The organism is Amycolatopsis sp. NPDC004378 (assembly GCF_053602455.1).
Genome location: NZ_JBSGDR010000035.1, coordinates 32116 through 53840 on the forward strand (window position 1 = coordinate 32116; position 21725 = coordinate 53840).

General features: G+C 71.5%; 21 protein-coding genes and 1 riboswitch. Of the genes, 8 read left to right on the forward strand and 13 right to left on the reverse strand.

The window, feature by feature from the left end; genetic code table 11:
• Window positions 1-36 precede the first annotated feature (36 nt).
• The 4 genes from ACWEN0_RS46565 to ACWEN0_RS46580 all read left to right on the forward strand — a co-directional run bounded on the left by ACWEN0_RS46565 (window position 37) and on the right by ACWEN0_RS46580 (window position 2582).
• Window positions 37-183: a hypothetical protein gene (locus tag ACWEN0_RS46565; protein WP_451988010.1), complete on the forward strand. Its 147-nt coding sequence runs from the start codon at window positions 37-39 to the stop codon at window positions 181-183.
• Complete coding sequence (locus ACWEN0_RS46570; protein WP_451988012.1) at window positions 180-662, forward strand: N-acetyltransferase family protein; 483 nt, start codon at window positions 180-182, stop codon at window positions 660-662. The genes ACWEN0_RS46565 and ACWEN0_RS46570 overlap by 4 nt, the downstream gene beginning before the upstream one ends.
• A gap of 31 nt (window positions 663-693) precedes the next feature.
• Window positions 694-771, forward strand: a riboswitch (S-adenosyl-L-homocysteine riboswitch).
• Window positions 772-846: 75 nt separating this feature from the next.
• Entirely contained in the window at window positions 847-2307 is a 1461-nt protein-coding gene (gene ahcY / locus ACWEN0_RS46575; RefSeq protein WP_451988014.1) for an adenosylhomocysteinase, read from the forward strand.
• A gap of 119 nt (window positions 2308-2426) precedes the next feature.
• Entirely contained in the window at window positions 2427-2582 is a 156-nt protein-coding gene (locus tag ACWEN0_RS46580) for a hypothetical protein (RefSeq protein ID WP_086678182.1), read from the forward strand.
• 269 nt (window positions 2583-2851) lie between these two features.
• Here the strand turns inward: ACWEN0_RS46580 and ACWEN0_RS46585 are convergent, their stop codons facing one another.
• The 7 genes from ACWEN0_RS46585 to ACWEN0_RS46615 form a co-directional block, all read right to left on the reverse strand.
• Entirely contained in the window at window positions 2852-3061 is a 210-nt protein-coding gene (locus ACWEN0_RS46585; RefSeq protein WP_451988016.1) for a hypothetical protein, read from the reverse strand.
• 142 nt (window positions 3062-3203) lie between these two features.
• Window positions 3204-4082, reverse strand: a complete 879-nt coding sequence (gene ku / locus ACWEN0_RS46590; RefSeq protein WP_451988018.1) for a non-homologous end joining protein Ku — start codon at window positions 4080-4082, stop codon at window positions 3204-3206.
• Window positions 4083-4156: 74 nt separating this feature from the next.
• Window positions 4157-5383, reverse strand: a complete 1227-nt coding sequence (locus tag ACWEN0_RS46595; RefSeq protein ID WP_451988020.1) for a styrene monooxygenase/indole monooxygenase family protein — start codon at window positions 5381-5383, stop codon at window positions 4157-4159.
• 17 nt (window positions 5384-5400) lie between these two features.
• On the reverse strand, window positions 5401-6021 hold the full coding sequence (locus tag ACWEN0_RS46600; protein WP_451988022.1) for a GTP-binding protein: 621 nt from the start codon (window positions 6019-6021) through the stop codon (window positions 5401-5403).
• On the reverse strand, window positions 5996-6364 hold the full coding sequence (locus ACWEN0_RS46605) for a DUF742 domain-containing protein (protein WP_451988024.1): 369 nt from the start codon (window positions 6362-6364) through the stop codon (window positions 5996-5998). Before ACWEN0_RS46605 ends, ACWEN0_RS46600 begins: the two co-directional genes overlap by 26 nt.
• Window positions 6365-6456: 92 nt before the next feature.
• Window positions 6457-6894, reverse strand: coding sequence for a roadblock/LC7 domain-containing protein (locus ACWEN0_RS46610; protein ID WP_451988026.1), 438 nt, complete (start codon window positions 6892-6894; stop codon window positions 6457-6459).
• The gene (locus ACWEN0_RS46615; protein ID WP_451988028.1) at window positions 6891-8132 is read right to left on the reverse strand and encodes a sensor histidine kinase; all 1242 of its coding nucleotides are present in this window, start codon (window positions 8130-8132) and stop codon (window positions 6891-6893) included. The genes ACWEN0_RS46610 and ACWEN0_RS46615 overlap by 4 nt, the downstream gene beginning before the upstream one ends.
• Before the next feature lie 353 nt (window positions 8133-8485).
• On the opposite strand from ACWEN0_RS46615, the gene ACWEN0_RS46620 reads away from it, so the two are divergent.
• The 4 genes from ACWEN0_RS46620 (at window position 8486) to ACWEN0_RS46635 (ending at window position 14100) form a co-directional block, all read left to right on the forward strand.
• The gene (locus tag ACWEN0_RS46620; protein ID WP_451988030.1) at window positions 8486-9157 is read left to right on the forward strand and encodes a TetR/AcrR family transcriptional regulator; all 672 of its coding nucleotides are present in this window, start codon (window positions 8486-8488) and stop codon (window positions 9155-9157) included.
• Window positions 9151-10884, forward strand: coding sequence for an ABC transporter ATP-binding protein (locus tag ACWEN0_RS46625; RefSeq protein ID WP_451988032.1), 1734 nt, complete (start codon window positions 9151-9153; stop codon window positions 10882-10884). Before ACWEN0_RS46620 ends, ACWEN0_RS46625 begins: the two co-directional genes overlap by 7 nt.
• Window positions 10881-12890 (forward strand): ABC transporter ATP-binding protein, encoded by a 2010-nt coding sequence (locus ACWEN0_RS46630; RefSeq protein WP_451988034.1) that lies wholly within the window; start codon window positions 10881-10883, stop codon window positions 12888-12890. The genes ACWEN0_RS46625 and ACWEN0_RS46630 overlap by 4 nt, the downstream gene beginning before the upstream one ends.
• A 133-nt stretch (window positions 12891-13023) precedes the next feature.
• Complete coding sequence (locus ACWEN0_RS46635) at window positions 13024-14100, forward strand: DNA polymerase ligase N-terminal domain-containing protein (RefSeq protein WP_451988036.1); 1077 nt, start codon at window positions 13024-13026, stop codon at window positions 14098-14100.
• Window positions 14101-14155: 55 nt separating this feature from the next.
• On the opposite strand, the gene ACWEN0_RS46640 is transcribed toward ACWEN0_RS46635, so the two are convergent.
• The 6 genes from ACWEN0_RS46640 to ACWEN0_RS46665 form a co-directional block, all read right to left on the reverse strand.
• On the reverse strand, window positions 14156-15622 hold the full coding sequence (locus ACWEN0_RS46640; protein WP_451988038.1) for an MFS transporter: 1467 nt from the start codon (window positions 15620-15622) through the stop codon (window positions 14156-14158).
• Window positions 15623-15830: 208 nt separating this feature from the next.
• A complete protein-coding gene (gene ligD / locus ACWEN0_RS46645) occupies window positions 15831-16715 on the reverse strand; it encodes a non-homologous end-joining DNA ligase (protein WP_451988040.1) in 885 nt (294 codons plus the stop codon).
• A 79-nt stretch (window positions 16716-16794) separates the two neighbouring features.
• Window positions 16795-17166 carry an SPW repeat protein gene (locus tag ACWEN0_RS46650; protein WP_451988042.1) on the reverse strand — a complete coding sequence of 124 codons (372 nt, stop codon included), beginning with the start codon at window positions 17164-17166 and terminating at the stop codon, window positions 16795-16797.
• A gap of 96 nt (window positions 17167-17262) precedes the next feature.
• On the reverse strand, window positions 17263-17772 hold the full coding sequence (locus tag ACWEN0_RS46655) for a hypothetical protein (RefSeq protein WP_451988044.1): 510 nt from the start codon (window positions 17770-17772) through the stop codon (window positions 17263-17265).
• Between the two features lie 102 nt (window positions 17773-17874).
• Window positions 17875-20826, reverse strand: coding sequence for a BTAD domain-containing putative transcriptional regulator (locus ACWEN0_RS46660; RefSeq protein ID WP_451988046.1), 2952 nt, complete (start codon window positions 20824-20826; stop codon window positions 17875-17877).
• Between the two features lie 100 nt (window positions 20827-20926).
• Entirely contained in the window at window positions 20927-21631 is a 705-nt protein-coding gene (locus ACWEN0_RS46665) for a DJ-1/PfpI family protein (RefSeq protein ID WP_451988048.1), read from the reverse strand.
• Window positions 21632-21725 lie beyond the last annotated feature (94 nt).

A 21725-nucleotide genomic window follows, 5' to 3' on the forward strand; every position in this document is an offset into this window, starting at 1 on the left:
TTCCCGGGACGTTCCGGGCTGCGCCACGATTCCCCTGTGACCGACGGCTTCCCGCAGGACTCCACCCCCGTGCGCCCGCCGCTGCTCGCGCCCGGTCGTCACCGGCGCAGCGGACCCGGCCTGACCGTTACGGTGCGGAGCATGGGTACCGAAGGCAACCGCGACCCGCAGGAGCTCGCATGACGGCGGTCCGCCCGGCCCGCGCCGACGACGAAGCCGCGCTCGCCAAGCTCGACGAGCGCACCTGGACCTCGGCGTCCTCACCCGCTCCCCCGCCCCGGCCCGGCACCCCGTTCTTCGACGAGGGCACCCGGCCCGAAGACGTCCTCGTCGCCGAGCACGACGGCGTGGTCGCCGGCTACGTCTGGCTCGAGGAGGGGTTCGGCATCCCGGCGCACCGGCACGTCCGCGTGGTCGGCGGGCTCGCCGTCGACCCGGACCGGCGCGGGCTCGGCCTCGGCCGCCGGCTCGTGGACGCCGCGGTGACCGAGGCGCGGCGGCGCGGTGCCCGCAAGCTGACGCTGCGCGTGCTCGGTCACAACACCGCGGCGCGCCGCGTCTACGAGCGCTGCGGGTTCGTCGTGGAAGGCGTGCTGCGCGGGGAATTCCACGTCGACGGCGAGGACGTCGACGACGTTCTCATGGCCCGCTCGCTCGCTTGACAGCTTCCCGGCGGCTTTGCCATTCTGGTTCCGGGCCGAGAGGCGCTGCGACGGAATTCGATTCCGCCACGCTCGGCCCGGACCACGACTCCAAGGGCGCCTCCCGCGAGGGAGGTGCCCTTTTTGGTTCGTGCGACACCTCCCGAGCGTTCCGCAACCCAGCAGTCAGGAAAGAGCTCGAGGAATGAGTGACAAACTGCAGACCCGCAACGGTCTGGACTTCGCCGTCGCCGACCTGTCCCTGGCCGAGGCCGGCCGCACCCAGCTGCGGCTGGCCGAGCACGAGATGCCCGGCCTGATGGCGATCCGCGAGGAGTACGCCGCCGCGCAGCCGCTCAAGGGCGCGCGCGTCGCCGGATCGCTGCACATGACCGTGCAGACCGCCGTGCTCATCGAGACGCTCGTCGCGCTCGGCGCCGAAGTGCGCTGGGTGTCCTGCAACATCTTCTCCACCCAGGACGAGGCCGCCGCCGCGGTCGTCGTCGGCCCCGGCGGCACGGTCGACGCCCCGGCCGGTACCGCCGTGTTCGCCTGGAAGGGCGAGACGCTCGAAGAGTACTGGTGGTGCACCGACCAGCTCTTCGCTTTCCCGGGCGGCAAGGCGCCGAACATGATCCTCGACGACGGCGGCGACGCGACCCTGCTCGTCCACAAGGGAGCCGAGTTCGAGGCGGCCGGCGCGGTGCCGCAACCGTCCGAAGAGGACCCCGAGGAGTACCGGATCATCCTCGACACGCTGCGCGCGAGCCTCGCGGCCGACGGTGACCGCTTCACCCGCATGGCCAAGGAAATCCGCGGCGTCACCGAAGAGACGACCAACGGCGTCAAGCGGCTCTACAAGCTGGCCCGCGACGGCGAGCTGCTCTTCCCCGCGATGAACGTCAACGACTCCGTCACGAAGTCCAAGTTCGACAACAAGTACGGCATCCGGCACTCCCTTGTGGACGGTCTCAACCGGGCCACCGACGTGATGATCGGCGGCAAGCGCGTGGTCGTCTGCGGCTACGGCGACGTCGGCAAGGGTGCGGTGGAGGCGCTGCGCGGCCAGGGCGCCCGGGTCGCGGTCACCGAGATCGACCCGATCTGCGCGCTGCAGGCGGCCATGGACGGCCTGGACGTCGTCGAACTGGACGACGTCGTGGGCCACGGCGACATCTTCATCACCACGACCGGGAACTTCGGGATCATTTCCGCGGACCAGATGAGCCGGATGAAGCACAACGCGATCGTCGCGAACGTCGGGCACTTCGACAACGAGATCGACATGGCCGGTCTCGCGAAACTGCCCGGAATCGTGAAGAAGGAAATCAAGCCGCAGGTGCACGAATGGACGTTCCCGGACGGCCACGCGATCATCGTGCTTTCCGAAGGCCGCCTGATGAACCTCGGCAACGCGACCGGCCACCCGTCGTTCGTGATGTCGAACTCGTTCACCAACCAGGCCATCGCCCAGATCGAGCTGTTCGCCAAGCCCGGCGAGTACGCCACCGACGTCCACCGCCTGCCGAAGCACCTCGACGAGAAGGTGGCCCGGCTGCACCTGGCCGCGCTCGGGGTGAAGCTCACGAAGCTGACGAAGGCCCAGGCGGACTACATCGGCGTCGACGTCGAAGGTCCGTACAAGCTCGATCACTACCGGTACTGACGCAGGGTTGCTCCATTTGACGCAGTTTGGAGCCCCGGGAAACTGGCCATCCTCCGGGTGACAGCGCATCCGCCCGGCCGGCACGCCGGACGGGTCCCATGCGAAGGAGTGTGTGCAAAGTGATCGTTCTCGGTGTAATTCTCCTCATCATCGGGTTCATCGTCGGAATCCCGGTGCTTTACACCATCGGCATCATTCTCGCGGTGGCCGGCGTGGCACTGGCCATCCTGGGCGGCACCGGCCGCCGGATCGGCGGGCGTGCGCACTGGTACTGATCCGTGACCCTCGAACGGCCTGGCGCGACGGCGATGCCGCTCGCGCCAGGCCGTTCGGCCGATCCACAACGGACCGGACGTAAAGGGTCCTCCGGCTCCGAGGGGGAGGGAGAGCCGAAGGACCCCGTTAGTGTTAGCACATCGCCCTGCCCGTGTACACAGCTGCATACACGATCGGGTTATCTCCTTACCTCTTCCTAACCCGGGAAGGCCTCCCCCGCCGACGGTGACGCCGGCCGGAAAGGCCTTCACGGGTCCTGGCGGGAGGCTCAGGAAGCTTGGCGCAGCAGGGATTTCGCGGCCGCGGCGGCGCACCCGCACCCGCTGCCGAGCGCCTGGCAGTCGACGATCAATGCGTGCCGGACGCGGTCACCGTCCGCGCAGGCCGCGTCCGTGCATTCCGTGAACCCGCCTTCCGGGTGCACCACCAGCGTGCCGTGGCAGTGGTCGATTCCCGCGTCACAGGAGGCGCACTCCATGACCGGTCCACCTTTCCGCGATCGTGTCCGGTGTGCTCGCACCCCTTGGTACCACCGCGAAGCACGCGAACGCGGGACCGGCACGACGGCGTGTCGGCACGACCACCCATCCGAGGTCGTGGCGGACCACGCAAGGCGCGCTTCAGGCGGACTTCGGTGCGCGCTTCCGGGTCGCGGGCTTCTTCTTCGCCGCCGGCTTCTCGTCCTCTTCGGAGTCGTCCGAAGCGGACTTCGCCGCGCCGCGGGACTTCTTCGCCGCGTCCACGCTCGCCTGCAGGGCCGCCATCAGGTCGACCACGTCGGCCTTGGCCGTCACCGCCGCCGGCTTGGTCGTCTCGTCGCCCGCCACCTTGGCCTCGATCATCTCCTCGAGGGCCTCGCGGTAGTGGTCCTTGTACTTCTCCGGCTCGAACACCGGCTCGGCGAGCGAGTCGATCAGCGAGCCGGCCATCGTCAGTTCCTGGGGGCGGATCTGGGGCGGGTCGTCGCGCAGGAACGGGAAGTCCGGCTCGCGGACCTCGTCCGGCCACAGCATCGTCGTCATCACCAGGACGTCGGAGTGCACGCGCAGCACCGCCATGCTCTCCCGCTGCCGCACGGCGACCTTGGCGATCGCCACCTGGCTCGACTTGTGCAGCGCGTCCCGCAGCACGAGGTACGGCTTCACCGCGTTCTTCTGCGGCTCCAGGTAGTACGTCCGGTCGTACTGGATCGGGTCGATCGACTCGAGCGGGACGAACTCCAGCACGTCGATCGTGCGCTGCGTCGGCAGCGGCAGCTCGGCCATCTCCGCATCGGTGATGACGACCATCTCGCCGTCGGGCAGCTCGTAGCCCTTCGCGATCTCGGCGTAGGGCACCTCGGCGCCGTCGATCGTGCAGAACCGCTTGTACTGGATGCGGCCGCCGTCGGCCTCGTGCACCTGGCGCAGGGAGACGTTCTTGTTCTCGGTGGCCGCGTACAGCTGGATCGGGATGCTGACCAACCCGAACGACACGGAGCCCTTCCACATCGCCCGCATGCCACGCACCTCCGAGGTCGCCTTCACGCTACGTGACCACCGTAGCCCGAATCGTCCCCCGGCGACAGTGCGATCTACACCTCTGCCAGGTACTTCTCCCAAAGTGCCGGATCCATGAACCAGTGCCGGAAGTCCGTCGGATCCGAGAAACCGTTGACGAACCGCCGCGCGACCGCCGGTTTCTCACCCGCGACCCCGAGGAACTGGAGCACGTGCGGGGGCGGCGGCTGGAGCAGCGCGTTGGTCCAGTCGGTGACGTGCCGGGCGTACTCCCAGTAGCGCTCGAACGTGGCGTCCATCCACTCCGCGTCGAACGGCCGGTCACCGCGCTCGACGATCGCGTCCAGGTAGGTCGCGGCGCAGTGGCTCGCGTTGTTCGAGCCCTGGCCGGTGATCGGGTCGTTCGCCACGACGACGTCGGCCATGCCCAGCACGGTCGCCCCGCCGGGCAAGGTCCCGACCGGGTTGCGCACCACGGGCGTGTACCCGCCGGCCAGCGTCGCCTTGCCGTCGGTCAGCTCGGCGTCGCGGCAGCGCTCGTACTCCCACGGCACGAACTGCCGCATCAGGTCGAGGATGCGCACGAAGTGCTCGGCCGGGGCCGGGCGGTCGTCGAAGCAGTCCAGCGGCCCGCCGGGGACGCCCTCGAAGAACAGGATGTCGCAGTTCCCGCTGGTCGTGTAGGCCGGGATCATGAACAGCTCGCCGACGCCGGGGACGATGTTGAACCGCACCGCCGCCATGTCCGGGTGCTCCGGCCGCGGCCCGACGCCGTGGGCGTAAGCCAGCGAAAGCGCGCGCATCGGCTTCGTGAACGGCGACCGCTCCGGGACCCGGTCGAACAGCTGGACCAGCTCGCCCTTGCCGGCCGAGATGATCACCAGGTCGTAGAGCCGGGCCAGCGCGTCCAGTTCGGACGTCATCACGCCGTGGATGACGAGCTTGCCGCCGCGGTCCTCGAACAGCTCCAGCCAGCCCGCCATCTTCACGCGCTGGTCGACCGACTGGGCGTAGTCGTCCAGCTCGCCCACCCAGTCGATGACGCGGCCGCCGTCCGGCCCGGCCACCGACACGCCGAGCCCGCCGACCCGGACCGTCTCGTCTTCCCAGAGGTTCAGGCCGAGGTCCCGCTCGTGCTGCAGCGCGTTGTGGAACATGCACTGCGTCGACATCACGCGCCCGCCGCGGATCTCGTCCGGCGTCCGCGCGGACATCACCGTGACGTCGTAGCCCTTGCCCTGCAGCCCGAGGGCCAGCTGCAGGCCGGACTGCCCGGCGCCGACGATCAGAACCCTGCGCATGAAGCTCGTTCTCCTTCTCAGGTGTTCGGGACGCTGCCGGCCAGCTCGCGCGGACCCGACAGCACCGCCAGTGACAGCGTGTGGCCGACCAGCTCGGTCAGCGTGGCGATCGTCGAGGCGCGGTCACGCGCGTCGCAGGTGACCAGCGGGACGCTCGGGTCGAGCGCGAGCGCGTCGCGCACCTCCTCGAGGTCGTGCACCGGCTTGCCCTCGAACTGGTTGACCGCCACCACGAACGGCAGCTCCGAGTCGTTCTCGAAGTAGTTGATCGCGGCGAACGACTCGTCGATGCGGCTGGTGTCGACCAGCACGACCGCGCCGAGCGCACCGCGGCTCAGATCGTCCCAGAGGAACCAGAACCGCGCCTGCCCCGGCGTGCCGAACAGGTACAGCAGCAGGTCCGGGCGCAGCGTGATGCGGCCGAAGTCCATCGCGACGGTCGTGGTCGACTTGCCGCCGGGCGGGATGTCGTCCACGCCTTCGCCGGCTTCGGTCATCCACGCCTCGTTGCTCATCGGCGGCACCTCGGACACCGCCCCGACGAACGTGGTCTTGCCGACACCGAAGCCCCCGGCGACGACGATCTTCGCGGAGATCGTCAGCAGTTCGCCCTCAGGCGGGGAGCCGCTTGAGCCCATCAAGGATCCTCTCGAGGACGTTGGTGTCGTGGTGGTAGGCGTGCGCCGTGGGGTGGACGAACACCGCGCCCTGGGACGCGAGGTCGCCGATGAGCACCCGCACCACGCCCAGCGGCAGGTCCAGCCCGACCGACAGCTCGGCGATCGAACTCCGCACGCGGGCGCGTTCGTAGAGCGAGCGCGACTCGGGCATGAGCGCGTCGCTCAGCGCCGGGTCGTACTGGGGCACCGAAACCAGCGTCTCCACGAGCAGCTGGTGGCGGGTGCTGGTGCGGCCGCCGGTGAGCGCGTACGCCCGGATGCGGCGGCTGCGCCGCGGCAAGGGGGTGTCCGTAGTGGACACGGGGATCACATCCTCGTCCTGCGTTCCGGCGCTTCGCCCCGGGCTGGGGGCCCCGCCACCCAGCCCCCCGAAAGATTGCTCGGGCACGCCGATCACACCCGGGGGCGGCGCGCGGTGAGCACCTGGCGCAGTTCGGCGCGCACCTCGGGGGTGAGCGCGTGGCCGGCGTTGGTGATGAACTGGGTCATCTCGTAGGCGACCACCTTCATGTCCGCCTCGCCCGAGGTCAGCACCGCGAGCCCGGCACCGGAACCGATGCCCATGAAGAGGAAGTACCCGTGCGTGAGCCGGATGATGATCTGCTCGCAGGCGCCCTTCCCGAACAGCGCCGCGCTGTTGCCCGCCAGCGAGAGCAGGCCGCTGGCGATCGCCGCGAGCTGCTCGGCTTCGGCCTCGGCGACCGAGTCGGACGCGGTGAGGGGAAAGCCGTCCACGCTCATGATCAGCGCGTGGCTGACGCCGTGGACCTTGCGGACGAAGTCGTCGAGCAGCCAGGCGAAGTTCGCCGGTGCGGAGTGCGGGGCGCTCACAAGGCGGTTCCTCCGGACGTCTCGTCGTGCTGGGAGTGGTTGTTCTCGGCACGCGCGGCCCGCTCGCCGTCGGCGAACGCGCCGAGGTCGGCCAGCAGCCGGTCGTGCCCGGAGCCGCCGTCGCTCGCCGGCGGCGGCGGGGGTGGTTCCGGGGCGGCGCCGCGGATGCTGCCGGGCACCCGGCGCGGCAGGCCGTTCGCCGTGGTGCCGCCGGTCTGCTCGATCGGCCGCGGGCGGGGGCTGGGCTTGCGCGGCACCGGCGTGAGCGGCTCCTCCCGTGGGAAGGCGCCCGGGCGGCGGCGCGGGAGCCCGCCGACGCCGACCGGTTCGCCGGCCGCCGCCTTGACCGGCTCGACGGTCACCGTGCGGGTGCCCGACCAGGCGTTCTCGGCCAGCTCGGTGACAATGCCGGTGGGCAGCAGCACGGTGGCGACCGTGCCGTGCGGGCTGCGCCGGTCCAGGCGCACGGTGACGTCGTGGCGGGCGGCGAGCCGGGAGACGACCGCGAGGCCCATGTGGCGCGCGGCCGCGTCGTCGAGGTCGCCGCCGGCGGCCAGCCGTGCGTTGAGGCCGTCGACGCGGTCGGCCGGGATGCCGATGCCCTCGTCCTCGATCCGGACGAGCACGCTGCCCTGCTCGGTCAGGTGGGCGCTGACGTTCACCGGCGAGCTCGGCGACGACTGGTTGGCGGCGTTGTCGAACAGCTCGGCCAGCACCCGGCCCAGGTCCTCCGCGGCGAAGCCGACGACGCCGAGGTTCACCACGCGGCCGATGGTGATCCGGGCGTAGTGGTCGATCGAGGACATCGCCGCGCGCATGACGTCGAGCACCGAGGTCGCGCGGGCCGCGTCGTCGGCGGTCTCCTGACCGGCCAGGACGCGCAGGTTCTCGGCGTTGCGCCGCAGCCGGGTCGCGAGGTGGTCGAGCTGGTACAGCTCGGCGAGGCGGTGGTGGTCCTCCTCCCCCGCCTCCAGCTCTTCCAGCCGGGACAGGAGCTGGTCGAGCAGGTTGAGGTCGCGCAGGGCGACGCTGGCGCAGATCTCGGCCAGCACCGGGTCGCCGGCCGGCGGCGCGGCCGCGGGTTCGACGGGCGGGGTCAGCTCCGCGAGCGCCGGGCCGGGCGGGGGCGCGTACCCCGGGTGCTTCGGCGGCGCCGTCAGGAACTGCGCGGCGGCGACCCGCGAGCGGTCCAGCAGGACGCGTGATCGATCCAGGAGTTCCCGGGCCCGGCTCGCCATGTGGCCCCTCTTCTTCCTTGCGCAGGTGCGGATTCGGTGCGACGTGCCGACGACCCCCGGGCGGCGACGACGGACATGCAAGCAGAAAGGCTCGTTATGTGTCCACAACCCGTCCCCGCGCGAGCGCGGTTCGTGAGCGCGTACGCGAAGTGTCGCTCCTGGTGAGCGCAGTGCACTAGGCCATTCGGCTCAATTTTGCAATTTGCCTCCCGCGACGGAGCGCGCACGGTCGCCAATACCGCAGGCAGCGAAGGTTCGCACGCCGAAAACCGGAGCCCTGTCCGGTTCGCCCCCAATATTGCGTGCCACGCAAATTTTTGCGGGGCACGCAAGTTTTTCGCTACACTCTGTTCATGCCGCCGGAACCGCCCCCGAAGCTCACGCTGCGCGAACGCAAGAAGCGCGAGGCACGCCGCGCCCTCGCGCAGGCCGCATTGCGGCTGACGCTGGAGCGCGGGCTGGAGAACGTGCGGGTCGAGGACATCGCCACCGAGGTGGGCGTCTCGCCCCGCACATTCAACAACTACTTCTCCAGCAAGGAGCAGGCGGTCTGCTCGGTCGTCGTCGACCGCCACGAGGGGATGCGCGAAGCCCTGCTCGCCCGGCCCGAGGGCGAGCCGCTCTGGGAGTCGGTCAAGCAGGCCGTGATCCACCAATATTCGCGTGAGGGCGAGCCGGATCGCGCGTATGTTGCGCGTATCCGGGACCTCATGGGGCAGCTCATGCTGCGCGGCGAGTTCCTCAACGCCCACGCGGCGGTCGAGCGCGTCCTCGCCGAGACCATCGCGAAGCGGGCGGGCGGTGCCGACCACCTGCTGTGCCGGCTGATGGCCTCCACGGTGGAAAGCGCTGTCCGCGTCGCCTTCGTCAACTGGTTCATGACCGAGGGCGAACCGTTCCTGCCGACGCTGGAGCGGCTGCTGGACGAGCTGGCCACCGGCATGCCGACGCTGACCGGCGGCACCGCACCGAAACCCGAACCGACCACCACCACGTCCACACCACTGGGGGAACCGTTGTGCTAGTCAAGCTCCTGCGCAGCCACCTGCGCCCGTACCGGAGCACGCTGTGGGTGATCGTGCTGCTCCAGCTCGTGCAGACGATCGCCATGCTCTACCTGCCGACCCTCAACGCCGACATCGTCGACAACGGGCTCATCAAGGGCGACATGGGCTACATCCTGCGCGTCGGCGCGGTGATGCTCGCCGTGACGCTCGCCCAGATCGCCGGCTCGATCGGCGCGGTGTACTACGGCGCCCGCACGGCGATGGCCGTCGGCCGCGACATCCGTGCCGGCGTCTTCCACCGCGTGCAGGACTTCTCGGCCCGCGAGGTCGGCCAGTTCGGCACGCCGTCGCTGATCACCCGCACCACCAACGACGTCCAGCAGATCCAGATGCTCGTCGTGATGACGCTGACGCTGATGGTGTCCGCGCCGATCATGTGCGTCGGCGGGATCATCCTGGCGCTGAACCTCGACGTGCCGCTGTCCTCGCTGCTGCTGGTGATCGTGCCGGTGCTGGCGGTCGCGGTCGGCACGATCATCGCCAAGATGCGCCCCGCGTTCCGGCTGATGCAGGAGCGGCTCGACCGGATCAACCAGGTGCTGCGCGAGCAGATCATGGGCATCCGGGTCATCCGCGCGTTCGTCCGCGACTCCCGCGAGCGGGAGCGCTTCGACGCCGCCAACGACCAGCTGCTGACCGTGTCGCTGCGCGTCGGCCGACTGATGGCGCTGATGTTCCCGATCGTCATGCTGGTGATGAACGCCTCGAGCGTCGCGGTGCTGTGGTTCGGCGGGCAGCGCATCGACTCCGGCAGCATGCAGATCGGGGCCATGACGGCGTTCCTGTCCTACCTGCTGCAGATCCTGATGGCCGTCATGATGGCCACGTTCATGTTCATGATGGTGCCGCGCGCGGAGGTCAGCGCCGAGCGGATCAGCGAGGTGCTCGACACCGAGTCGAGCGTCCGCCCGCCGGTGTCGCCGGTCCGGCCCGGCGCGGTGCACGGCCACCTGGAGCTTTCCGGCGTCGAGTTCCGCTACCCCGGCGCGGAAAAGCCGGTGCTGTGCGACATCTCGCTGATCGGGCGGCCGGGTGAGACCACCGCCGTGATCGGGTCGACGGGTACCGGCAAGACGACGCTGCTGAACCTGATCCCGCGGCTGATGGACGCCACGCAGGGCACGGTGAAGGTCGACGGCGTCGACGTGCGCGACCTCGACCCGGCGGTGCTCGCCCGGGCGGTCGGGCTGGTGCCGCAGAAGCCGTACCTGTTCGCCGGCACGGTGGCGAGCAACCTGCGCTACGGCAACCCGGACGCGACCGACGAAGAGCTTTGGCACGCGCTGGAGGTGGCGCAGGGCAAGGACTTCGTCCAGGCGATGCCGGAGGGTCTCGACGCGCCGATCGCCCAGGGCGGCACGAACGTCTCGGGCGGCCAGCGCCAGCGCATCGCGATCGCGCGGATGCTGGTGCACAAGCCGGAGATCTACCTGTTCGACGACTCGTTCTCGGCGCTGGACTACGCGACCGACGCGGCCCTGCGCCGCGCGCTGGTGTCCGAAACCGCAGAGGCGACGGTCGTCATCGTCGCGCAGCGCGTCAGCACGATCCGCAACGCCGACCGCATCATCGTCCTCGACGAGGGCCGCGTCGTCGGCACCGGCACCCACCACGAACTCATGGACGGCAACGAAACCTACCGGGAGATCGTGCTGTCCCAGCTCACCGAGCAGGAGGCGGCGTGAGTACGACGGAATCGCCGAAGGCCGCCGTCACCGACGCGGGGGAACGGCCCACCGCCGAGCGGCACAAGAACACCGGGGCGGCGACCGCCGGGCCCGGCCGGTGGATGGGCGCCGGCGCGCCGCCGGAGAAGGCCCTCGACTTCAAGGGCTCGCTCAAGCGGCTGCTGCGGCTGCTGGCGCCCCAGCGGGCCATCCTGATCGGCGTGCTCGTGCTCAGCGCGGCGAGCGTCGCGCTGACCGTGATCGGGCCGAAGATCCTGGGCCAGGCCACCGACGCGATCCTCGCGGGCGTGCTCGGCAAGCAGGTGCCGCCGGGGGTCACCAAGGAGCAGATCGTCGCCGGGCTGCGTGCCCGCGGCGACGGCACGCTCGCCGACATCTACGGCCGCGTCGACCTCGTGCCCGGCGTGGGCATCGACTTCGACAAGGTCGGGCAGATCCTGCTCGTCGTGCTGGCGCTGTTCGTCATCGCCTCGTTCTTCGGGCTCGTCCAGGCCCGGTTGACGACGACGCTGGTGCAGCACGCGGTCTACCGGCTGCGCCAGGACGTCGAGGACAAGTTCGCGCGGCTGCCGCTGAAGTACTTCGACCGCCAGCCCCGCGGTGAGGTGCTTTCCCGCGTCACCAACGACATCGACAACCTGGCGCAGTCGCTGCAGCAGACGCTGTCGCAGATCGTCTCGTCGCTGCTGACGGTGATCGGCGTGCTGATCATGATGTTCCTGATTTCGCCGCTGCTCGCGGTGATCGCGCTGCTCACCGTGCCGCTTTCCGCGGTGGTGGCGGCGAAGATCGGCAAGCGGGCACAGCCGAACTTCATCAAGCAGTGGTCGACGACGGGGAAGCTCAACGCGCACGTCGAGGAGATGTACACCGGCCACTCGCTGGTCAAGGTGTTCGGCCGCCGCGAGGAGTCCGCGGCGATCTTCGACAAGCAGAACGAAACGCTGTACCAGGCGAGCTTCCGGGCCCAGTTCATCTCCGGGATGATCCAGCCGGCGATGATGTTCATCGGCAACCTGAGCTACGTGCTGGTGGCGGTCATCGGCGCGCTGCGCGTCGCGTCGGGCAGCCTGACGCTGGGCGAGGTGCAGGCGTTCATCCAGTACTCGCGCCAGTTCAGCCAGCCGGTCACGCAGATCGCCAGCATGGCGAACCTGCTGCAGTCCGGTGTCGCCTCGGCCGAGCGGGTGTTCGCGCTGCTCGACGCCGAGGAGCAGGCGCCGGAGCCGGAGCACCCGGAGCGGCCGTCGGTGATCCGCGGCCGCGTCGAGTTCCAGGACGTCTCGTTCCGCTACCTGCCGGACAAGCCGCTCATCGACGACCTGTCGCTGACGGTGGAACCCGGTCAGACGGTGGCGATCGTGGGCCCGACCGGCGCCGGCAAGACGACGCTGGTCAACCTGCTCATGCGGTTCTACGAGCTGGACGGCGGCCGGATCACGCTCGACGGCGTCGACATCGCGAAGATGAACCGCGAAGAGCTGCGCGACCAGACCGGCATGGTGCTGCAGGACGCGTGGCTGTTCGGCGGCACGATCGCGGAGAACATCGCCTACGGCGCCGACAACCCGACCCGCGAAGAGATCGTCGAAGCGGCGAAGGCGACGCACGTGGACCGCTTCGTGCGGACGTTGCCGGACGGCTACGAAACCGTGCTGGACGACGAAGGCGGCACGGTCAGCGCGGGCGAGAAGCAGCTGATCACGGTGGCGCGGGCGTTCCTCGCCAAGCCGGTCATCCTCATCCTCGACGAGGCGACCAGCTCGGTCGACACCCGCACGGAGGTGCTGATCCAGCGGGCGATGAACTCGCTGCGCACCGGCCGCACGAGCTTCGTCATCGCGCACCGGCTGTCGACGATCCGCGACGCGGACGTGATCCTGGTGATGGAGCACGGGCAGATCGTCGAGCAGGGCGACCACGAGACGCTCCTGGGCAGCGGCGGTGCCTACGCGCGGCTGTACGCGGCGCAGTTCGCCGAAGCGATGGCGGAAACGGACTGATATCCCCGCCCGAAACGGCCCCGGCGCAGCACGCGCCGGGGCCGTTTCGGCTTGGCACGCCGGGAGGTCCGGCCGCACCGGGCCCCGGGTAGGCTGGTGCGTCTCGACGTGAAGTGGGGGTGCCGGTCCCGCGATGGCCGACCGACTGGACGAGTACCGGCGCAAGCGTGACCGTTCCCGGACGCCCGAGCCGTGGCCGGAAGGCTCGCCGGAGCCGGGCAACGACGACCTGTTCGTCATCCAGGAGCACCACGCGAGCCGGCTGCACTGGGACTTCCGGCTGGAGCGCGACGGCGTGCTGGTGTCGTGGGCGGTCCCGAAGGGGCTCCCGCTCTCCCCCGGCGTCACGCGCTTGGCCGTGCACACCGAAGACCACCCCATGGAGTACCTCGACTTCGAGGGCGAGATCCCGGCCGGCGAGTACGGCGGCGGGTGGATGGCGATCTGGGACACCGGCCGCTACGAAACGCTGCACTGGAACAACCACAAGGTCGAGGTGGTCTTCCACGGCGCCCGGGCGAGCGGCAAGTACCTGTTCCTCAACCGCCACAACCCGGAGGACGAAGGCGACTGGACGCTCCGGCGCCTCGACGCGGCCCCCGAGGGTCACGAGGAGGCCCCCGAGTTCCTCGAGCCGATGACGGCGGTCCCCGGCGAGCTGCCGCCGGCCACCCGCGACGAGGACTGGGCGTACGAGTTCGACTGGGGCGGCGACCGGACGATGCTGTGCGTGTCGGGCGGCCGCGTCACGGCCCACGACGGCACCGGCGCGGACGTCTTCGGCCGCTGGCCGGAGCTGCACAAGGTGGGCGAGACGCTGGGGTCCACGGAGGTCCTGCTGGACGGCGAGATGGTCGTGGTCCGCGACGGCCGCCCGGACCCGGCCGGGCTCGAGCAGCGCCTGCGGCTGGACGGGTACGACGCGAAGCGGATGATGCGGCACTGCCCGGCGTTCTTCTTCGCCTACGACCTGCTGCACTTCGAGGGCCGGCCGACGCTGGACCTCCCCTACGTCGAGCGCCGCGACATGCTCACCGACCTCGGCCTCTCGGGCGGCAACTGGCAGGCGCCGCAGTACTTCCGGGGCAACGGGGAGGCCGTGCTGGCGGCGGCGCGGGAGCACGGCTTCGGCGGCGTCTACGCCAAGCGGGCCGACAGCGGCTACCGGCCGGGGAAGGCCGACGGCGACTGGCTCCGGATCCCGGTCTGACGACGACGAAGCGGCCTCCCCGGACCGGGAAGGCCGCTCGTCGCGGAACCGGACGTCAGTGCGCCGAAGGCGTCCGCTGCTCCGGAACCACCTGCAGCTGCCCGCCGCCGCGCTTGCGCAGCAAGGCCACCGCCAGGACGAGGCCGACCGCCGCGAAGATCACGCACGCCACGAAGCCCTGCGTGAAGCCGTCCATCACCGCGGCCGGGTTCGTCGCGGCCTGGGCCATGTGGGACGCGATGATCGTCGAGACGATCGCCACGCCGATCGCGCCGCCGACCTGGAACGCCGCCGTGTTGAAGCCGGACGCGATGCCCGCGTCGCGCTTGGCGATGCCGTTGAGGGCCGCCGCCGCGAGGGCGACCGGGCCGCCGCCGAGGCCCAGGCCGAACAGGATCAGGCCCGGGAACACGTCGCCCCAGTAGTTCGCCGTCGCCGAGATGCCGGTCAGGAAGAAGACGCCGGCGCCGAGCAGGAGCACGCCGGTGACCGCGACGACCCGGATGCCGAGCCGGTTCAGCACCGCTTGGGCGAGGTAGGCACTGAACACCGCGGCGATCGGCATCGCCGACTGGCTGAGCCCGAACTCGAGCGCCGTGTAGTGCAGGACTCCCAGCGCGTACTGGGAAATCGCGACCGACATGCCGAACGCGAGCATCGCGACGATCGCCGTCACGAGGTTGCCGCCGACCAGCGCGGGCGAGCGGAACAGGCGCAGCGGCACCAGGGGCGCGGCCGAGCGCTTCTCGATCACCAGCGTCAGCGCGACGAGCGCGAGGAACACGACGCCGAGGCCGATCGTGTGGAAGCTGACCCAGCCGCGGGTCGGCGCCTCGACCAGGACGTAGACGAGCAGGCCCAGCGCGGCCGTGCTGACGACGGCACCCGCGAAGTCGAACGTCCGCTGCTTGACCGCGTCCTTGCTCTCGCGGAGCAGGACCGGGCTCAGCACCAGCATGACGATCGCGACCGGCACGTTGACGAAGAAGATCGACTGCCAGCCCAGCCAGTCGATGAGCGTGCCGCCGAGCAGCAGGCCGACGGTGGCACCGATGGACGCGATCCCCGACCACGCGGCGAACGCCTTGTTGCGCTCACGGCCTTCGGGGAAGGTGTTGGTCAGGATGGACAGCGCGGTCGGGGCCATCAGCGCAGCCGAGACGCCGTGCAGCGCCCGCGCGACCAGCAGGACCTCGGCGTTCCAGGCGAGCCCCGACAGCAGCGAAACCGCCAGGAACAACGCGGTGCCGGCGATGAACACCTTCCGCCGGCCGAGCAGGTCCGCCAAGCGGCCGCCGAGCAGCAGCAGCCCGCCGAAGGTCAGCAGGTTGGCCGAGAGGGCCCACTGCGCCGCGACCGGCGACAGCTTGAGGTCGGCCGAGATCGACGGCAGCCCCATGATGACGATCTGGGCGTCGAGGATCACCATGAAGTTGGCCGTGCACAACAGGATCAGTGCCTTCCAGCGGCGCGGGTCCAGGCCCGACGCCACCGAGGTGGGGACTGCTTGGGCGAGGTTCACAGCTCTCTCCTTCGAGCGGAGCCGGCCGGGGGTGCCGGGCGATCCTCCGCGGTCCGTGGGTCTGCGTCGACCGTACGAAGAAGGAGGGGCCGCTTCCTTCCTCCGGATTGCACAGGGATTTCTTCCCGAATGCGATCCTGGGGATCGGCGGGAACCCGGACACGCGCAGCTCGGGACCGGATACGGAGCGCTGCCTGCCGGTTCGTGATCAGAGCGTCTCGAGCAGCTTCATCGCCTTCGCGGGGGAGGCCGCGTGGTCGGCCATGTCCGCCCACGGATCCCCCTTGCGCGCCAAGCGGTCCTTGATGCGCTTGGGCGTCCAGCCGTCCGGCTCGGCCTTGCCGAGCTCGTGCCAGTCGATCGGCGTGGCGACCCCCGCCGACGGCCGGGCCCGCAGCGAATAGGGCGCCACGAACGTCGAGGTGTACCCGTTGCGGAGGATGTCGAGGTAGACGCGGTCGCCGCGCTGGGCCTTGCGGACGGCGGTGGTCAGCCGGTCGGGGTCGAGCCGGGCCAGCACCTCCGCCGCGGCCTTCGCCAGGTCGCGGACCTGTTCGTAGTCGTAGGCCGGCTCGATCGGGGCGACGACGTGGAAGCCGCGCCCGCCGGTGGCCTGCAGGTAGGCGGTGAGCCCGGCGGCTTCGTAGACCTTCCGCACCAGCCGCGCGATGTCGCGCAGGTCCGCGACGGTGACGTGGCCGGGCGGGTCGATGTCGATCATCACCATGTCCGGGTGCTCCAGGTCGTCCACAGTGGACGACCAGATGTGGTACTCGATGGCCGCCTGGTTGGCCAGGTACACCAGCGTCGCGGCGTCGTCGCAGAGCACGTGCCGCACGTCGCTCGTCGTGCGCTGCGGGATGGCCTGGACGCGGATCCACGACGGCAGCTTCGGGCTGGCTTCCTTCTGGTACCAGGTCTGGCCGGCGATGCCGTTGGGGTAGCGGCGCAGGGTCAGCGGCCGGCCGCGCAGGTGCGGCACCATCACGTCGGCGACGGTCCGGTAGTGCCCCACGACGTCGCCCTTGGTCAGCCCGGCCTCGGGGTAGTAGATCTTGTCCGGGTTGGACGTCTTGATCTCGTCGGGGTCCACCGGGCCTCCCTCGCCGGGCCGCTTCGGCCTCGAAGAGCAGCCTTCCGCGCCGGCCCCGGGGTGTCCACTCGGAGGGTGCTCAGCCCCGGGACGCCACGGCGACACCCGCGACGGCGACCAGCACGCCGGCGACGACGTTGCCCACCAGGGCGGCCGTCGACGGCTGCGTCTCCCCCGCGGTCCGCAGCAGCCACGGCGACACCGCGGCCCACGCGCCCAGCACGGGCACGACCCAGCCGAGCAGCCGGATCCGCCGGGTGGCGGCGCGGGCGATCGCCAGCGCGACCAGGACCAGGCCGACGACGGTGTTGCTCAGGGCGAGCACGCCCGCCCCGCCGAAGCCGGCGATCCACGGGGCGAGCACGAGGTAGAGGCCGGCCAGCAGGACGAGTCCGGCGGCGACGCCGATCACCGCTGTCCGCTGCCCGGCCGGGGTGCTGTGCGAAGTCATCTCGTCACCTCCACGCGGAGGGGTACCCGGCTGTCGCAGCCGGTAACCGGGACCTGCCCGCAGCCCTCGAGACGGGCAGGCCCCGGACCGGGAACCTCAGCAGCCGCAGGTGTAGTACGTGATGTCCCAGTGGTTGCCTTCGTCGCAGTAGAGGTTGCCGGAGCCGGCCTTCCACTGCGGGTAGCCGTCGCCGCGGAGGCCGATGTAGCTGAAGTTGTTCTTGATGTAGGCGTCGATGCAGCTGTTGTGCGAGATGTCCACCTTGTAGCCGTTGTAGTGGCTGTAGGTGCCCGACGCGTGGCCGACCTCGGTGCCGCCGGTGATGTTGATGGCGCAGCCGCTCGCGCGCTTGAGGGTGATCACGCCGCTGACCGTGCTCTGGTTGATCTGCTCGTAGGACGTGCAGGTCGAGTTCGACCGCGTGGTGCAGTTCCCGCTCGACGAGTGCGTGACCCCGGCGGCCGACAGCTGCGACGCGGCGGCCGACTGGCTGAGCTTGGTGACCTCGACGCTCGCCGACGCCGTGCCGATGGTCGCGAAGACCACCGTCGCGGCCGCAGCCGTCAGCCCCAGCGCCACGCGCGCGAGCATTCGTTGTCCCGGCATGCCTTGACTCCTTGTCCTGCGACGATCCGAACGGCGGCAGCCAAATCGGGGCGGCCATAACTTCGCCAAACGCCGCGGCCGCGGGACGCGCCGGAGCCGGGGTCAGGTCCTGATCTTCGTCAAGACTTCACGAGTCCGGTCGCGCTCGGGCGACGTGCTGCTGACCGCGTTGAGCTCCCGCAGCGCGCGCAGCTCCCACAGCGGGAACCCGAGCTCGCGGAACAGGTCGGCCGACGTCCGCAGCACCCGCGCGGCCTCCGGCCCGGCGCCGTCCTCCGCCTGCGTCCGCCCCAGGCTGAGCAGGGCGTATCCCGCGCCGCGGCGGTCGCGCAGCTCCCGGAACACGCCCATCGCGGCGCGCAGGTGCCACCGCGCGCCGGCCGGGTCGCCCGCGCGGCGGCGGGCCTCGGCGAGGGAGCGGTGGGTGTAAGCGGCGGCGTGCCGGTGCCCGATCTGCTCGAACAGCGCCAGCGACCGGAGCAGGCAGCGTTCGCCGTCGGCGAGCTCCCCGGCCTCGGTGTGCAGGTCGCCGAGGCTGCGCAGGACGTGCGCCTCCCAGTGCCGCTCGCGGGTGCGGACGGCGCCGCCGAGCGCGCCGGTGAGCAGGTCGGCCGCCTGGTCGATCCCGCCGTGGCGGCGCAGGACGTCGGCGTAGCGCTTCGCGGCCTGGTCGTGCCAGCGGCCGTCGTCGCACTCCTGGGCGAGCAGCATGCTGACCTCGAAGCTCTCGACCGCGCGCCGCACGTCGCCGACGTCTTCGGCCAGGGAACCCAGCTGCGCCGCCGCGGCCGCCTGCCCGCGCCGGTCCCCGCAGTCGCGCAGCAGGCCGAGGGCTTCCCGCAGCTCGGCCTCGGCGGCCCGCGGGTCGCCGCCGTCGAGGTGGACGTCGGCGAGCGCGGCCAGCGCCGCGCCGGTCCCGTGCGGGTCGTCGAGCCGGCGGAAGCGGTTCTCCGCCATGACGAAGTAGGTCCGCGCCTGCCGCGCGCGGCCGTGCTGCCAGTGCACCGAACCGAGGTTGTAGAGCTTTTCGGCCTCCGCGCGCGGGTCCTGGCGGCGCCGGGCCGCGGCCAGCCCGAGCACCGAGACGGCGCGGGCCGTGTGGCCGAGCCACGGCGTGCCGGCCAGTTCGGTGCAGGCGTCGGCGAGGCGTTCGGTGAGCTCGTGCCAGCCGTGCGCCCCGGCCAGCCGGACCGTCGCGGCGAGGTGGCCGGTCTCTTCGGCCGCCCAGGCGACCGGGTCGGCCGCGATCCGGCGCAGGACAGCGGGATCGGGGCCGGGTGCCCCTTCGGCCAGGCACCCCCGCGCGTGGTCGGCGACGGCGAGGGTGACCTCGCACGCCCGGCGCAGCGCGACCGCGTCCGGCTCCGGGCCCTCGGTCAGCACGAGCCGGGTGAACGGCGGCACCACCCACTGCGTCCCGGCCGGCTCCAGCAGGTGGGTGCCGGCCAGCGCGTCGAGCCGGTCGCGGGTCTCGTCGAGGGGGCGGTCCATCAGGGCGGCGGCACCCCAGTCCGGGACCGGGCCGGCGAACGCGGCCAGCAGCCGCAGCAGGGACCGGTCGGCCGCGGGCCGCTCGCGCAGCGCCGACGTCACGACGGCCCGGACGCCGAGGTCGCCGGTGGTCAGCTCGTCGAGCCGGCGACGGTCGTCGGCCAGCCGCACGGCGAGCTCGGCGACCCGCAGGCTCGGCCGCGCGGCGAGCTTCGCCCCGGCGATCCGCACCGCGAGCGCGAGCCCGGCGCAGTGGCCGAGAAGCCGGTGCGTGGCTTCGGGTTCCGCTCGCAGCCGCGACTCCCCCGCGATCGCCGCGAGCAGCGCTTCGGCGTCCTTTGTGGACAGTGCGGCGACGGGGACCGGCCGCGCCCCGCACAGGCCGGGCAGCTCCCGCCGCGCGGTGACCAGCGTGACGCACCCGGGCCCGCTCGGCAGCAGTGCCCGCACCTGCGCCTCGGCCGTGACGTCCTCCAGCAGCACGAGCAGCCGCCGGTCGGCGGTGTAGCTGCGCCAAAGCCCGGTCAGGCCGGCGCGGTCGGCCAGCTCCGCGGGCGCCGCGCCGAGCAGGCGCAGGAACCCGGTCAGCACGGTCGCCGGGTCGGCGGGCGCGCCGTCCGGCGCCCGCAGGGAAGCGCTCAGCTGGCCGTCGGGGAACCGGCGGCGGGCCCGCCAGGCCGCTTGGACGGCCAGCGCGGACTTCCCGGCTCCGGCGGCCCCGTGCAGGACGATCGGTGCCGGACCGCGCAAGGCACGGCCGAGGTCGGCGAGCTCGGCCGCGCGCCCGGTGAAGTCGGGCACCGCGGGCGGGAGCTGGGCCGGCGGCCCCGGCGTCGTCCACTCGGTGCCCGCGATCCGGCGGTACACCGCGACGAGGTCGTCCCCCGGCCACACGCCGGCCTCCTCCCAGAGCGCCCGCCGCGTCCGGCGAAGCACCTCCAGGGCCGACTCGCGGTGGCCGACGGCGCCGAGCGCGGACGCCAGCCGCGCCGCGAAGCGCTCGTCGGCGGGGCGGGCGGCGACCACCGGGTCGAGCCGCTCGACGACGGCGCGGCCGTCGCCGTCGGCCAGCTCCAGCTCGACGAGCTGCAGCAGCGCCGCCGACCGCCGGTCCTCCAGCCACAGCTTGTGCGCCTCGAGCAGCGGCCCGCCCGCGACGTCGTCGAACGCGTCGCCGCGCCAGCACGCCAGGGCCCGTTCCAGCGCGCGGCGGCGTTGCGCGCGGTCGTCGGCGCCCGACGACAGCAGCGTCAGGAACTCGTCGGCGTCCAGCTCACCCGGTTCGAGGGCCAGCGCGTAGCCGCGCGGCCCGGAGCGCAGGCGCTGCCCGGCCTCGGCGGCCCCGAGGCCGGGCGAGAGCGTCTTGCGCAGCTTGGACACGGTGACCTGCACGATCGCCGCGGCACTGGACGGCGCGCCGTCCGGCCACAGCTCGTCGACCAGCGTGTCGCGGCCGACGAACTGGCCCGCCCGCGCGAGCAGCACGGCGAGCAGCCGCCGCGGCTGGGCCGCCGACGGCAGCGGGACCGACGCCGTCAGCGGACCGAGGACATCGAAACGCACGGCTTCACCCACCCGGGAGATCACCTGATCGAGCGAGGTGAATCTAGCTGCCGCGCGCTGGGCTTTTCCCTCGATCACCCGGATGGCCGACGCCGTTGGTTCAGGCGTGCGCGAGCAGCTGCGCCAAGAGCTCCGGGTTCGCGGCCAGCCCTTCCCGCAACGTGTGCTCCCGTAGCGGTGTGAGGTCGCCGTACGGCTGGTTCGCCCAGTCCAGGCCGCCCTGCGGCGGTTCCGGGTCGTACTCGATGGCGAACTGGACGTTCGTCGCGACCTGCCGCCCGGCCAGCCGTTCCACCAGGTGCAGCGCCAGGTCGATGCCGGCCGAGACGCCCGCCGCGGTGATCACCCGGCCGTCCTCGACCCAGCGCTCGGCCACCGGCGTCGCGCCCAGCCCGGGCAGCAGGTCCCGGAACATCCAGTGCGTCGTCGCGCGCTTGCCCTCGAGCAGCCCGGCGGCCCCGAGGATCATCGAACCGGTGCAGACGGACGTCACGAGCTCGGCGCCGGCGGCCGCGCTGCGCAGCCAGGTGAGCAGGCGCTCGTCGGACATCGCCCGCAGCGTCGGCACGGTCCCGCCGGGCACCAGCACCGCGAAGGGCGACGGCACCTCGTCGAACGTGTGGCTCGGCGCGACGCTCAGCGGCGTGTCGGTACCCACGGTGTCCTTCGAGGCGCCCACCACGACGGTCCGGTAGCCCGGCACCATCTGCGCCAGCCCGCTCAGGACCTGGAGCGGGCCGACCAGGTCGAGCGGCGTCAGTCCGGGGTAAACGACGAAGGCGATCGTCTTCTGCTCATCGGTCATGGCCCTCACCCTGGCGGGAGCCGCGCGCGGCGAAGACCCGGATGTCCGAAATCCTGCGAACCGCGTCCGAGCGCCGGGCCGGGTGTTAGCGTGC